At 59.4% G+C, this 14,018-nt stretch carries 11 protein-coding genes; 2 read left to right on the plus strand and 9 right to left on the minus strand.

All coding sequences use genetic code 11. The features are described 5' to 3' along the window. Positions 1 to 170 precede the first annotated feature (170 nt). The 6 genes from HF327_RS11365 to HF327_RS11390 form a co-directional block, all read right to left on the minus strand. Entirely contained in the window at positions 171 to 1,151 is a 981-nt protein-coding gene (locus tag HF327_RS11365; RefSeq protein WP_169108340.1) for a tripartite tricarboxylate transporter substrate binding protein, read from the minus strand. Between the two features lie 36 nt (positions 1,152 to 1,187). Further along, positions 1,188 to 2,423, minus strand: a complete 1,236-nt coding sequence (locus tag HF327_RS11370; RefSeq protein ID WP_169108341.1) for a CaiB/BaiF CoA transferase family protein — start codon at positions 2,421 to 2,423, stop codon at positions 1,188 to 1,190. A gap of 71 nt (positions 2,424 to 2,494) precedes the next feature. After that, complete coding sequence (locus tag HF327_RS11375; RefSeq protein ID WP_169108342.1) at positions 2,495 to 3,631, minus strand: acyl-CoA dehydrogenase family protein; 1,137 nt, start codon at positions 3,629 to 3,631, stop codon at positions 2,495 to 2,497. 25 nt (positions 3,632 to 3,656) lie between these two features. Beyond that, positions 3,657 to 4,856 (minus strand): acyl-CoA dehydrogenase family protein, encoded by a 1,200-nt coding sequence (locus HF327_RS11380; protein WP_169108343.1) that lies wholly within the window; start codon positions 4,854 to 4,856, stop codon positions 3,657 to 3,659. A gap of 160 nt (positions 4,857 to 5,016) precedes the next feature. Further along, entirely contained in the window at positions 5,017 to 6,213 is a 1,197-nt protein-coding gene (locus tag HF327_RS11385) for an acetyl-CoA C-acyltransferase (protein WP_169108344.1), read from the minus strand. A gap of 241 nt (positions 6,214 to 6,454) precedes the next feature. Next, the gene (locus HF327_RS11390; RefSeq protein ID WP_169108345.1) at positions 6,455 to 8,572 is read right to left on the minus strand and encodes a 3-hydroxyacyl-CoA dehydrogenase NAD-binding domain-containing protein; all 2,118 of its coding nucleotides are present in this window, start codon (positions 8,570 to 8,572) and stop codon (positions 6,455 to 6,457) included. A gap of 111 nt (positions 8,573 to 8,683) precedes the next feature. On the opposite strand from HF327_RS11390, the gene HF327_RS11395 reads away from it, so the two are divergent. After that, positions 8,684 to 9,604 (plus strand): LysR family transcriptional regulator, encoded by a 921-nt coding sequence (locus HF327_RS11395; protein WP_169108346.1) that lies wholly within the window; start codon positions 8,684 to 8,686, stop codon positions 9,602 to 9,604. Positions 9,605 to 9,651: 47 nt separating this feature from the next. On the opposite strand, the gene HF327_RS11400 is transcribed toward HF327_RS11395, so the two are convergent. Continuing rightward, positions 9,652 to 10,668 carry an AraC family transcriptional regulator gene (locus HF327_RS11400; RefSeq protein WP_169108347.1) on the minus strand — a complete coding sequence of 339 codons (1,017 nt, stop codon included), beginning with the start codon at positions 10,666 to 10,668 and terminating at the stop codon, positions 9,652 to 9,654. Positions 10,669 to 11,189: 521 nt separating this feature from the next. On the opposite strand from HF327_RS11400, the gene HF327_RS11405 reads away from it, so the two are divergent. Next, the gene (locus tag HF327_RS11405; RefSeq protein ID WP_169108348.1) at positions 11,190 to 12,032 is read left to right on the plus strand and encodes a TauD/TfdA dioxygenase family protein; all 843 of its coding nucleotides are present in this window, start codon (positions 11,190 to 11,192) and stop codon (positions 12,030 to 12,032) included. Between the two features lie 196 nt (positions 12,033 to 12,228). Here the strand turns inward: HF327_RS11405 and HF327_RS11410 are convergent, their stop codons facing one another. Together HF327_RS11410 and HF327_RS11415 are read right to left on the minus strand one after the other, a co-directional pair. Continuing rightward, positions 12,229 to 12,459: a hypothetical protein gene (locus HF327_RS11410; RefSeq protein WP_169108349.1), complete on the minus strand. Its 231-nt coding sequence runs from the start codon at positions 12,457 to 12,459 to the stop codon at positions 12,229 to 12,231. Positions 12,460 to 12,798: 339 nt separating this feature from the next. Next, the gene (locus HF327_RS11415; protein WP_169108350.1) at positions 12,799 to 13,857 is read right to left on the minus strand and encodes a BKACE family enzyme; all 1,059 of its coding nucleotides are present in this window, start codon (positions 13,855 to 13,857) and stop codon (positions 12,799 to 12,801) included. Between the last annotated feature and the right edge of the window lie 161 nt (positions 13,858 to 14,018).

Raw genomic sequence — 14,018 nt, forward strand, 5'->3', positions numbered from 1 at the left:
TGCTCTTCCACAGATTAGTGATTGAAATGGATGCCAGCACTTATTCAGCAAGCGCTGGCAGCTATGAATTTAGGAGTTAAATACTCTGACATCGGCATGAAACCACTCCTTCATATGCCTGCGTTTCAGGGGCATATGGAGGCGAAAAATTCATGCGTACCGGGTTGACTTCATTTGGTGTTGGCTGCCAGACCCAAGCGCTCGATCAGCACCTTGTCCTTGGCATAGGCATCCTTGGCCCATTGCAGATAGTCAGCACCGGAGCGGTACCACAGCCCCTGATTGAGCTGCGTCAACACCTCGGTATGGCGCGGATCGTCCATGGCTTTCTTGAACGCATCATGCAGCCTCTGCACCACGGCGGGATCCATGCCCTTGGGGCCTGCCAGCCCGTAGGGAGAAAGCGACACCACGCCATAACCAAGCTCCTTAGCGGTGGGCACATCAGGCCAGCGCTGGGTGCGCTTTTCACCAAAGGTGACAAGCAAGCGCATCTTGCCGCTTTCGACATGGGGCTCCCAGCCAGAGGCACCACTTTCCGCAGCCAGATGGCCTCCTAACAGCGCCTGCTGCAGATCGGCATCGCCCTTGAAGGGCACATGGTTGAGCGAGACCTTGGCCTTCTCGGCCAACTCTTCCATCAGCAGATGGGGGGATGAACCAATGCCGGTCGAGCCATAGTCGATCTTGCCGGGACGCTTGCGCGCCGCAGCAATGTAGTCGTTGAAGCTGCGATAGGGTGAGTCCGTACGCACTGCCACACCGAAGGTATAGCCTGATACGCCAATGATGTAGGTGAAATCGGTGATCGGATTCCAGGCCGTTTTCTGCATATGCGCCATGCGCAGCATCGACATGGGGAACTGGACAACCGTGTAGCCATCGGGCTTTGCCGTGCGCGCCACCGTAGCCGGACCCAAGGTACCGCCAGCACCCGGTCGGTTGTCAACGATGATGGGCTGCCCCAGATGCTTGCTGGCAATGTCGGCCAATATGCGCATGTGGCGGTCCGTGGGCCCACCGGCCGGGAAAGGCACGATCAGCGTGATGGGGCGATTCGGGAACTCGTTGGCCTGCGCGGGCAGACCCATTCCCAGGCTGGCTGCGGCAACAGCTGCCAATACCAAGCGGCGGCCCATGGATGTTTGCATATTTGTCTCCGGTAGTTGTTCTAGAAATCGAGGAATTCAGGCAGGCAGGGTCAACACGCCCTTGGCCTGCAACGCCTGTAACTCCGCTTCGGGCAGGTTCAGCAGCTGCTGCAGCACTTCGCGCGTGGCTTCACCCAGCACAGGCGGCGTGTGGCGAATGGGCAGCAACTGCCCGTCCAGGCGATAAGGCGGCGCGAACACCCATGTCTGACCGGCCACGGGATGGGGCATCTGCTGGAACACACCCGCCTGGCGGGTACGCTCGCTGGTCAAGGCTTCATGCAATCCAGCAGCCTCGCCGCAGGGAATGCCGGCAGCATGCATGCGCTCCAGCAACAGCTTGCGGGGCTTGGAAGCGATGATTTCCGTCAGCATCGGCAAGATCAGAGCGCGATGCTTGGCACGTTCCACATTGGTGGAAAAACGGGGGTCTTCCACAATATCGGGGCGCTCAATCACGCTGCGGCAGAAGGCATCGAACTGGCTGTTATTGCCCACAGCAATGATCAGCGCACCATCGGCAGCATCAAACAGACCGTAAGGCACGATGGAGGGGTGGGCATTGCCATAGCGCTGTGTGTCGTGACCCAGTTGCATGGCATCCAGCGCGTAATAGCCGGTGATGGTCAAACCGCAGTCATACAGCGCCATCTCGATCTTGCGGCCACGACCGGTACGGCTCTTGCGGTAAAGCGCGGCCAGCACGGCTTGTGCGGCATACATGCCGGTCATCATGTCCACCACGGCCATGCCGAACTTCAAAGGCGGCGTTCCTTCCACACCGTTGATGGCCATCAGCCCGGCTTCGGCCTGAATCACCAGGTCGTAGCCGGGGCGCTTGGCTTCGGGGGTCTCGCTGCTGTAGCCCGCCACGCTGCAGTAAATCAGATCGGGCTTGATGGATTTGAGCTTGTCATAGCCCAGACCCAGCTTGTCTGCACCGCCATGCTTGAAATTGTGAATCACCACATCAAACTGGGGCAGCAAGTCGTAAATGATCTGAATCGCCTCGGCGCTTTGCAGATCCAGCGTGATGGACCGCTTGTTGCGGTTCATGCTGTTGTAGTAGGTGGTCTCGGTCTTGCCGATGCGATGCCCCCAGTCGCGGGTGTCATCGCCGCGCTTGGGGTGCTCCACCTTGATCACTTCGGCGCCAAAGTCGGCCAGTACCTGGCCACACAAAGGGCCGGCAAACACGCGCGACAGATCCAGTACGCGTACCCCCTCGAGAGGGAAATCGATATCGTCCGGCAATTCTTGCTGGCTGCTCATTTTGCTGTTCTCCAATCTCTGTCTCTGAAAGAGCAAAAGCCTTGCACAAGGCAAGGCTGGCTCCCAATCAATCAGGCGCTTTGGCTCAGAGCCATGAAATGCGCCAGGTGGTGATCTTCGTCGCCAAACTGGTGGTCAATCATGACCAGTCGCTTGGCGTAATGCGCCAGTGGAAGCTCCCAGGTCATGCCAATGCCGCCATGCATCTGAATGCATTCCTCGGCCACCATCGCACCCACATAGCCCACGGTGTACTTGGCGGCAGACAGCATCTTGGCGCGCTCCACACCTTCGGCGTTGTCGATGGCATCAGCGGCGTTGACCACGGTGGAGCGCACTTGCTCGACCTCCAGCAGCAGGTCGGCCATGCGGTGCTGCAGCGCCTGGAAGGTGCCAATAGCCACGCCAAACTGCTTGCGGGTCTGCAGGTATTCCAGCGTGTGTTGCTTGGCCACATCCATGGCACCCAGCGCTTCGGCTGCCAGCGCCAGCAGCGCAAAGCCTTGTACATGCTCCAGCACGGCATAGCCCTGGCCTTCGGCACCCAGCAGCGCGTCGGCGCTCAGCTGCACATTGTCAAAAGTCAGCTCGGCCGCTCGGCCGCCTTCCATGCGGCTGTAGCCACGCTTGGCCAGACCAGCGGCATTGCCGTCCACCAGGAACAGGCTGATACCGGCTTCATCAAACTGAGCGCCTGCGGTGCGGGCCGACACCAGCAGCAGCTCGGCTTTTTCGCCAAAGGCCACCACGCTCTTGGCACCGCTCAGTACCCAGCCCGTGGCCGTCTTGGCGGCCGTCGCGCCGACGTTATTCAACTCGTAATGGCTGCCGGGTTCGTCGTGCGCCAGCGCGGCCATCACGCCGCCGGCGATGATGTCGTCCAGCTTCTGCTTTTGCGCTTCGGTGCCCGCAGCAATCAGGGCCTGACCCACGACCAGCGCGCCCAGCAGAGGCTCGGCCACCAGCCCACGGCCCAGGGCTTCAAACACCACGCTGATGTCAAAGCCAGAGCCGCCAAAGCCGCCCGCTTCCTCGGGAAACAAGGCACCAATCGTGCCCAGCTCGGCAAACTGCGCATACAGCTCGGGGCTGTGTCCTTCTGCCCCATAAGCCAGCTGATTGCGGTGCTCGATGCCGTATTGCTCGGAGATGAAGCGGTTCAGGCTGTCCGCCAGCATGCGACGGTCTTCGGTGTGTGTGAAGTTCATGTGCTTATTCCTTGCCTTGCCCGAATCAGAGGCCCAGGATCATCTTGGAGATGATGTTTTTCTGGATTTCGTTGGAGCCACCGAAGATCGACAGCTTGCGATAGTTGAAGTAGTTGGCGGCAGCGGTTGCGGCTTCGTCAATCAGACCAACGGGCGCGTCCTCGTAACCTTCGTACTGCGCTTCGTCGATGTAAGGCACGGCATAGACACCCATGGCGCGGCGGATCAGCGACAGGATTTCCTGACGGATTTCCGTACCGCGAATCTTCAGCATCGAGCTTTCCGCACCGGGCACGCCGCCACCGGCCACGGCGGCAATCACGCGCAGATTGGTGGTCTTCATGTTTTCCAGATCAATCTCGACCTTGGCCATACGTGCCGCAAACAACGGATCCTGGTTCAGAGGCTTGCCATTCTTGTGTGCCTTGGCAGCCACCACCTTGAGCTTGGCCAGGGACGAAATGCAAAAGCCCACGCCTGCAATGCCGGTGCGCTCATAGGTCAGCAGGTACTTGGCGTAAGTCCAGCCTCGGTTCTCTTCGCCCACCAGGTTTTCCACCGGCACCTTCACATCGGTGAAGAAGACCTCGTTGACATCCTTGTCGCCGTCCAGCGTGCGGATGGGGCGCACTTCCACGCCGGGCGTGTTCATGTCCACCAGCAGGAAGCTGATACCGGCCTGTGCCTTGACTTCGCGATTGGTGCGTACCAGGCAGAAGATCATGTTCGCGTGCTGGCCTTGCGTGGTCCAGGTCTTTTGGCCGTTGACGATGTAGAAATCGCCTTCGCGCACCGCCGTGGTCTTGACCGAGGCCAGATCCGAGCCCGCACCCGGTTCCGAATAACCCTGGCACCACCAGTCCTCGCCTTTCAACATGCGGGGCAACCAGTAATTCTTTTGCTGCTCGTTGCCGTACTTGATCAGCACCGGGCCCAGCATGTTCACGCCAAAAGGCACGACGCGAGGGCCACCGGCCAGTGCGCACTCGGTGTCGAAAATAAACTTTTCCACCGCACCCCAGCCGGGGCCGCCGTTTTCCATGGGCCAGTGATTGGCATACCAGCCACGCTCATTGAGGACGGCATGCCACTCGTCCTGATCGGCCTTGCTCAGACGCTGACCCGCCTTGACCTTTTGCGAAATATGCTTGGGCAGTTTGTCCTTGAGGAAAGTCTGCACCTCGGCGCGGAACGCTTCTTCCTGGGGAGTGAATTGCAAATCCATTGCTATGTCCTAGTAATCCATGGCGCGATGCGCCTTCACGGCGGTTGAAACTGGCGCGCTCGCCACCAGAGAAGCCGAACAAGGGCCGTCCCGCAGCAAGGGCGTCGCCCCCTCCCGCGCAGCGAGAGAGGGGGAAGCGGCAAAGCCGCTCTGGGGGTGTTTAGAAAATCTCGAACAGGCCTGCAGCGCCCATGCCACCGGCGATGCACATGCTGACCACCCCCCACTTCACATTGGGGTTCTGGGCCTTGCGACGCTGACCTTCCAGCAGGATGTGACCGGTCAGACGCGCACCCGTCATGCCGAAGGGATGGCCGATGGAAATGGCGCCGCCATTGACGTTCAGGCGATCATTGGGAATGCCCAGTTGACGCTGGCAGTACAGAGCTTGCGAGGCAAAGGCTTCGTTCAGCTCCCACAGATCGATGTCATCCACAGTCAGGCCGTGGCGTGCCAGCAGCTTTGGAATCGCAAACACGGGGCCGATGCCCATCTCATCAGGCTCGCAACCCGCCACGGCAAAGCCGCGGAAAGCCCCCAGAGGCTTCAGCCCAAGGCGCTCGGCCAGCTTGGCTTCCATCACCACGCAGGCGCTGGAGCCGTCCGACAGCTGCGAGGCATTGCCAGCGGTGATGAAGTTGCCCGCACCCTTGACGGGTTCGAGCTTGGCCAGACCTTCTAGCGTGGTGCTGGCCCGGTTGCAGTTGTCCACGGTGGCGACCACGTCGCGGTAAGTGACTTCGCCGGTTTCCTTGTTCTTCTCCATCATGCGCGTGGCGCAGGGGATGATTTCATCCTTGAACAGATCGGCCGCCTGGGCTGCTGCCGTGCGCTGCTGGCTTTGCAGCGAGAAGGCGTCTTGGTCTTCGCGCGTGATGCCGTAGCGTTTGGCCACCACATCGGCGGTGTCGATCATGGCCATGAACAGCTCGGGCTTGTGCTCCACCAGCCAGGGATCCATATCGGTGGGCAGATTGTTGCCGGCTCGCATGCCGGAGATGGTTTCGATACCACCGGCCAGCATCACATCCACCCCTTCGGCCACCACACGGCCCGCAGCCATGGCGATCGATTGCAGACCCGATGCGCAGTAGCGCGCCACGGTGGCACCGCCAATGGACAAAGGCAAACCGGCACGCAACACGGCCTGACGTCCCAGATTGCGGCCCTGGAAACCGTCGGGGTTGCCGCAGCCCAGAATCAGGTCTTCAATCATGGCGGGGTCAATGCCAGCACGATCCACGGCGGCCTTCACGGAGAAGGCAGCCAGTTGGGCGGCGGGAGTGACATTGAACTCGCCGCGGTGCGACTTGGTCAGCGGTGTGCGAGCGGTGGAAACGATGACGGCTTCACGCATGGTTGTTGTCTCTGTGAATGTTTGAAAACTTTTTAGTAGCTACTTGCGCTTGTTCTTCATAGATTTCAGATACTTTCAATACAGAAATCAATACAAATCAAGCGCTAACAGCTCCTCTTTTTAATTAACCGGGCGACACAACTGGCGCACTCCCAAAGCGCGCTGCGCCGACCAAGAGCCGCCTCACGGCGAAGGCGTTGTTCCCCTTGGCTTGGGCGAAGGCGCACTGCGCCTCAGTGGGTTACTTGTTCAGGCTGTCGAAATTCTTGCCCTCGGCCACCAGCTTTTGCAGCAGGGGCGCGGGCTTCCAGAACAGTGCGTCTTCCTTGGCAAAGGCTTCGATATCCGCCAGCACCTTGTCCAGACCCTGCATATCCGCCCACTTCATGGGACCGCCGCGATAGCGGGGAAAGCCGTAGCCGGAGATAAAAGTCACGTCCACATCGAGCGGGCGCAGGGCAATACCCTCTTCCACCACCTTGGCGCCTTCGTTGACCATGGCGGCCATATAGCGGCGCATGATTTCTTCGGCCGTGAATTGGCGCGCTGTCACGCCCTTTTTGGCGCGCTCGGCATCGACGATGGCCAGCACCTCGGGGTCATGCTGACCGACGCGCGCGCCTTGGGGGTAGAGGTAGAAGCCGCGCTGGGTCTTCTGACCAAACCAGCCGTTTTCGCAGATGCGGTCAGCAATTTCCACATAGCGTGCCTTGGGGTTGCGCGTGGCGGCGCGGCGCTTGCGCGTAGCCCAGCCAATGTCACCACCGGCCAGATCGGTCACCTGGAACGGACCCATGGCAAAGCCAAAGCCGCGCACGGCTTCGTCGATTTCGTAAGGGCTGGCACCGTCTTCCATGAGGTAATCTGCAGCCTGTTTGTAGGTGGCCAGAATGCGGTTACCGATAAAGCCATCACACACACCAGCGCGCACAGGCACCTTCTTCATCTTCTTCGCCAGCTCGAACGCCGTGGTCACCACATCGGCCGCCACCTTGGACGGCACAACGATTTCCAGCAGCTTCATGATGTTGGCCGGGCTGAAGAAGTGCAGGCCGATCACATCTTGAGGACGGCTGGTAACGGCAGCAATCGCGTCGATGTCCAGATAGGACGTATTGGTGGCCAGCACCGCGCCGCTCTTGCAGACGCGATCCAGCTCCTTGAACACGGCCTTCTTGACTTCCAGGTCTTCAAACACGGCTTCGATCACCAGATCCACATCGGCAATGTCGTCGTAGCTTGTCGAAGGCGTATAGCGCGCCATCACGGCGACCTTGGCGTCTTCCGTCATGCGGCCCTTGGCGATCAGGCCGTTGTAGACCTTCTCCACATTGGCCTGACCGCGTGCGATGGATTCAGCGTCGCGCTCGATCATGGTCACGACCAGACCGGCATCGAGGGCCGACACGGTGATGCCGGCACCCATGGTGCCGCCGCCGATGATGGCGATCTTGGCAAAGTGGCGCGGTGCTGCGGCCTTGGCTTCGGGAATCTTGGCGGTTTCTTTTTCCGCAAAGAAGGCGTGAATCAGGCCTTGGCGCTGCGGACTGTCGATACAGGCCAGAAACTGGACGCGCTCGAATTTCAGGCCTTCTGCAAAAGGCAGGTCCACGGCGGCTTGCACGCAGTCAATGATCTTCAGCGGCGAGAACAGACCGCGCGACTTCTTGACGGTGTCGGCGCGCAGCGCTTCCAGCTCGGCATGGGCAGCGGCCTTGTCGGCCAATTGGCTTTGATCGGCGCTGGTGGCGCGGACAGGCGCATCCTGGGCCAGCAGTTCACGGATGTAGGCCATGCCGGCGGCCACGGGGTCGGTGCCCTCTTCCAGCTTGTCTACCAGACCGGCCGCCTGTGCGGCCTTGGCGCTCAGGGGCTTGCCGCTGAGCATCAGCTCGGCAGCAGCCTTCACGCCCATCAAACGCGGGGCGCGCTGCGTACCGCCGGCTCCGGGAATCAGACCCAGCGAAACTTCTGGCAAGCCCAGCTTGGCCGCAGGCAAGGCCAGGCGATAGTGGGCGGCCATGGCAATCTCCAGACCACCACCCAAAGCTGCGCCATGAATCACGGCGACCACGGGCTTGCTGCAGGCTTCGATGCGGTTGCAGACGTCGGGCAGGAAGGGCGCGACCGGCGGCTTGCCAAATTCACGGATGTCGGCACCGGCAATAAAGGCCTTGCCCTGACCCACGATCAGCACCGCCTTGACTTCGGCGCTGGCGTCTGCCTGCTCCATCGCTGCCGCCAGCCCCTGACGCACGGCCGCGCCCAGGGCGTTGACCGGCGGGTTGTTAATGGTGACCAGCAGGACGTCGCCGTCTTGCTTGAGTTCAACGACAGAAGCGGCAGTCTCAGAAGTCATGCGTGTCTCCGATATGGTTTTATGGAATAGGCATCATTCTTACGGCGACAATGTTTTCTAACAATCCCATGAATCATTGACAGACTGTCAAAAAAATTCAAACAATCTCCCATGGATTCGCAATCACTGACCCTGCTGGTCGAAATAATTGATAGCGGCAACCTCAGCCAGGCTGCGCGAAAGCTCAAGATGACTCGCGCGAATGTGAGCTATCACCTCGCCCAGCTGGAGAAGGCTGCGGGCGTGCAATTGGTCAAGCGCACCACGCGCCGTGTGGAGCCGACAGAGATCGGCCTGCGCCTGTACGAGCATGGCCGCAACATTCACAACGAAATGCTGGCCGCACGCGAAGCCATTACGGCGCTGGGCCAGAGCCTGCAGGGCCGGGTAGGCATCAGCGTGCCCAGCGGCTACGGCCAGATCGTGATGAGCGAGTGGTTGATCGAGTTCAAGCGCCTGTACCCCGGCATCGTGCTCGATGTGCTGTTTGAGAACCGTGCCGACAATCTGCGCGACGATATGGACATCATCATCCGCGTGATCCAGGAGCCGCCGCTGTCGCTGGTGGCACGCAGTCTGGGTACGGTGCGCTATCTGGCCTGTGCCTCACGCGAATATGCGCAGACCCATGGCCTGCCCAAGACCTTGCACGCCTTGCGTGCCAGCCCATTGATTACGGCCGGGGTGACTGGACGGCAGCTGCGCCTGGCCGCCTATCTGGGGACAGAGCGCCACGAGGTGATGCTGGAGCCCACCATGATCTCCGAGCACTTCCCCTTTTTGCGCGACGGAATTCTGGCCGGTCTGGGCGTCGGGCTGGTGCCCGACTATGTGGTTCAAGACAAGCTGGCCACGGGCGAGGTACTGACCACGCTGGACGAATACCGGCTCAGTATTTTTGGCACCCACATGTACCTGCTGTACCTGCCCAACCGCCACCAAACAAAGGCCGTGCGCACCTGCATCGACTTCTTGCTGACCAAGGCCCAACCCGGGGAAGAAGTCCGACCGGCCATGTTGCCCAAGCCCTGAGTTCGTAAAAAGCCAACCCTAGGGTTGGCTTTTTCATGGAGCAGGCTTCAGGAAAGCCTGCGGTTCAGATTCTGCTGCCGCCAGCTGCTGGGGCTTTGTTGGAAGTGCTTGCTGAACCAGCGCGTGAACGAGCTGTTCTCGGCAAACCCGGTCAGCGTGGCCGCCTCGCTGATCGACAGCTGCGAATTTTGCAGCGCCCGCAGTGCAGCCTGACTGCGCACGGCGTCCAAGGTTTCCTGAAAGCTGGTGTTATTCGTCTCAAGATGCCGCTGTAACGAGCGCGCCGTAAAGCCCAGCGCCCCAGCCACATGGGCAATGCTGTGGCGGCCATGCGGCAGCAAAGACTGCAAAGTGTTGCGCACCTGCTGCTCCAGCGACTTGGATGCGGGACGCGGCGCATGAATTTCCATCAGGCTGCGGGCATGGCTTTCCATCAGACTGTCATGATCGACGTTGAGCTGCGTCATCTCGTCATTGCTCACCACAATGCCGTCAAAGTCCGAAGCAAAAACAATCTCGCTGCCCAGCACCCGGCGGTGGCTCATGGTGCTGCTTGGCGAGCTGTGCGAGAAGTGAATACTGCTCGGGCTCCAGCTCTTACCCAGCTGGTGGCGGCACAGGCTCAACAGAGCGGTAATGCCCAGCTCTGTGGGGTGACGACCAGGGGTTTCACGCTCGGTATCCAGGTGCAGCTGAATGATGGAGTAGCGGCCCTGTGTCACCACCTCGGTGGCCACCGTGCTGCTGATGAGGTGGTTGTAGTCCTTGAGCGTCTTGAGCATCGCAGCCAGGCTTTCCTGGTGCTGTAGCAGCAGGCTGATAGGTCCAAAGTCTGACAAGCGCCAATAAGAGCCCATGAGCAGGCCCAGCGATGCATGACCCATCTGGGCAGACGAAGTCTCCAGCAACGTGGCAAACGCGGATTCAGGAACCAGCAGGTCAGGGGTGTTCAGGCAGCTGTGATCCAGACCTACCTTGCGGAACATGCTCAGCGGGTCGATTCCCAGCTCATTCGCCACTCTGGCGTATTTGCTCAGGTTCACACTACGGATACGGGGCTTCATCGTGACCAACAAATCTATTGACCTGAGTCCTGCGCGCGGCTCAAGTTCATTTATGGGAGGCAGACCTTCAGAGTAGTCCTGCATTTTTTGGGACTTGATATTTATCAATGCATGGACAACAAGTCAATCAATAGATACCACTAGAACCTTGCAAGTTTTGTCCTCAGGAAAGCAGACTTTCCCCTGAAAACCTGTCCCACTTTGAAGCTTTTGCTTACTCACTGCCAGTCCATTGCAAACCTTGAAACCGGCACAACGCGCACCCAACCAGCCCACGCCCGCCACCTAGGGTTTTCCATTTGCTGACGCAGAGGGCAACAAGCTGACGCGATTGGTCAAGCACTCCCAAGCCTGCTGCGCCGAAAATTTTTCCCATCTGCTGGTGTGAGTGGATAGAGCGCCAAGCCTTTCTGAAGGCCTCGTTATACAGACTCTTGGCACCGCTTGTGATGCGCTCGGAATAAGGCTCCAAACCTTGCCCAAGCAGAGCCGCAGCTGTTTTTAGAATTGAGGAAAAGACGATGAAAGTCGAACAACTAACCTGCAGCATTGGTGCTGAAGTTTCCGGCATCAGCTTGGGCGATGCCTCGCGCGACACCGGTCTGGCCGAAGAAATCCGAGCACTGCTGCTCCAGCACAAGGTGCTTTTCTTTCGCGATCAGGACATCACACGCGGTGAGCACGCAGCCTTTGCCCGCCACTTTGGCGATCTGGAAGACCACCCCGTCGCCGGCAGCGACCCAGACCACCCTGGTCTGGTTCAGATCTACCGCAGCGACAAGCGCGAGAACTACGAAAACACCTATCACACCGACGGCCAGTGGCGCGAGACGCCCACCATGGGCTGCGTGCTGCGCTGCGTCGAAGGCCCGGCCGTCGGTGGCGACACCATCTGGGTGAATATGGCTGCGGCCTATGACAACCTGCCCGATGACATCAAGCAGAAGATTGATGGCCTGAAGGCCAAGTCCAGCATCGAGCACGGCTTTGGTGCGGTCATGCCCGAAGAAAAGCGTCTGGAGCTCGGTCGCCTGCATCCTCCAGTCGAGCATCCGGTGGTACGCACCCACCCTGAAACCGGCGAGCAGATTCTGTATGTGTGCAGCTTCACCACCCATTTTTCCAACTACCACACGCCCGAGAACGTGCGCTACGGCCAGGACAAGACACCCGGCGCCAGCATGCTGCTGAACTACCTGATCAGCCAGGCCGCCATTCCTGAGTATCAGGTACGCTTCCGCTGGAAACCCGGCAGCGTTGCCATGTGGGACAACCGCTGCACCCAGCACTACGCGGTGCAGGACTACTGGCCCGCCCCCCGCAAGATGGAGCGCGCCGCCATCATTGGCGACAAGCCGTTCTAAGAATGAAATACTGCTGGGGCTCCGTGATGGACTCCTCTGCTGTGGCTCCAGCATCACTTGATGAATCACTAGAACCATAGCTGCTAGCGTATGCATCGTCTACGTATCAGCATATAAATAGCTGTAAGTGCTTTATGAATAAGCGCTTGCAGCTATTGTTATTTGTGCTACAGAAATCTACTGGATACGCCGTGGATTAAAGACTGGGTCTCGCTCTTCGTGTTTTTCGCATCAGGACGAGCATCCCGGCAAAGCTCAAAACAAAATAGGTGAAGTACGCGAATACGGCTGAAGCTGCGACAGTCCATTCGCACTTTGCCGCAATGACCAATGGGAGCACCAGCAGCGCACCGATGGTCAGCGGCTTGCCTGCCACTGGTGCCATGCCTGCCCAGGAGGTGGAAATAGCAACAAACGTCAAAAGCATTGCCACGCATGGCTGCCATGCCAAGCATGATCCAGAGTGGAGCGGTCATTGCATTGCGGTTGCTGATGAAGTTGTATCGTGACCTTGGAAGCATGCAAACACAACCGCCGAGGCTGCACCTTTGCAAAGCCCGTTGACGGGTCTCAATGCAGTGCCCGCCAGGAGCCAGTACATGAGTCACTGGAGAACTCGCAGAAAAGAGCCCCCATGACTAAGCTCAGCCACTGACATGCTTGCAAGCCCCAAGAAAAAAGGTCTCCTAGGGAGACCTTTTTATTGCTCATGTCAGTTCAGCAGACGCCGTGCGCAATACACCGCTGCATTGCGCACGGCTGGTCATCAGGCAGTCTTGCGCAGGAAACCTTGGTTGCAACCGTTGCGATTGGGCGCAAAGCCATTGGCGGCCAGGCTTTCTTCCACCGTGTCGTAGAACACGCCGATCTTGCTGATCTCGCGGGCCTCCTTGGCCGTGGCAATCGGGCGACCAAATTCGCGCGAGATACGCACCAGCTGCTCGATTTGCGAGACGGTGCTGGCCTTTTCAGTGCGACTCTGGTTCCACAGGCAGTCTTCCGTGCCGCAGCGCACGTGCAGACCCGCGGCAATGCCCCACATGTTAACGGGCAGCACGTTGCGCACATTGCTTTCCACTGTCAGAACCGCACCATCAGGTACGGAGCGCACAAAGTTGGCCAGGCTGTACAGGCTAGGCGTGTCCATGCCACCGGCAATGGCCACCCAGTTCATGACCAGCGGGCCCATGTAGAAGCCTCGGCGCATCAGGCGCTCCACCGATTCAAAGCTGTTCAGGTTGTAGCACTGGAAGGCGCTCTGAATACCGGCCTTGGTCAGGCGGCGCACATGCTCCTCCACCCAGCCTGGCTGGGCTGGCACGGTCATCTCTTTGTAGGCATTGAACAGCGCGGGATTCTGGCGCGAGGTACCGGCGAAGTCAGCGTCTTCTGCCTGATCGGTCACGTTCATCTGCGAAGTGTTGACCGTCACGGTCACCTGATCGGGCACAGGGTCCAGATCGGCCAGCATGTGGCGGGTGTCGTCGCTCAGCCATTTCGCGGCCTGGCCTTCGTCTTCGGGGGCAAAGCTGATGGAGCCACCCACTTGAATAATCATCTCGGGTACAGCCTTGCGCACGCCGGCCACCAGTTCGTTGAACTTGGACAGGCGCTTGCTGCCCTTGCCATCCAGCTCACGCACATGCAGGTGCAGCACGGTGGCACCAGCGTTGTAGCAGTCCACGGCCTTCTGGATTTGCGCTTCCATGGTGACGGGAATGTCTTCAGGAAAGTCCGAAGGCAACCAGCCCGGCGCGTAAGGGGCGGCGGTGATGATCAGGGGTTGCTGGTTTTCGGGGAACAGGTGGCCGTCGAGAAAGTTCATTGCTAGTCTCCAATTTGAATGCGGACTTCGACGGACAGCAAAACCTGAGCATGCCTCTCATCTGCAATGTCACCAGACATTCATACAGACATGAACTGCACCAGCCAGCAGGCACCGGATCGTCGAAATTGAAAGCAAATTCAATGTAGATCAGCTGTGCT

The organism is Comamonas suwonensis (assembly GCF_012844455.2).
GTDB classification, from domain to species: Bacteria; Pseudomonadota; Gammaproteobacteria; order Burkholderiales; family Burkholderiaceae_C; genus Comamonas; species Comamonas suwonensis.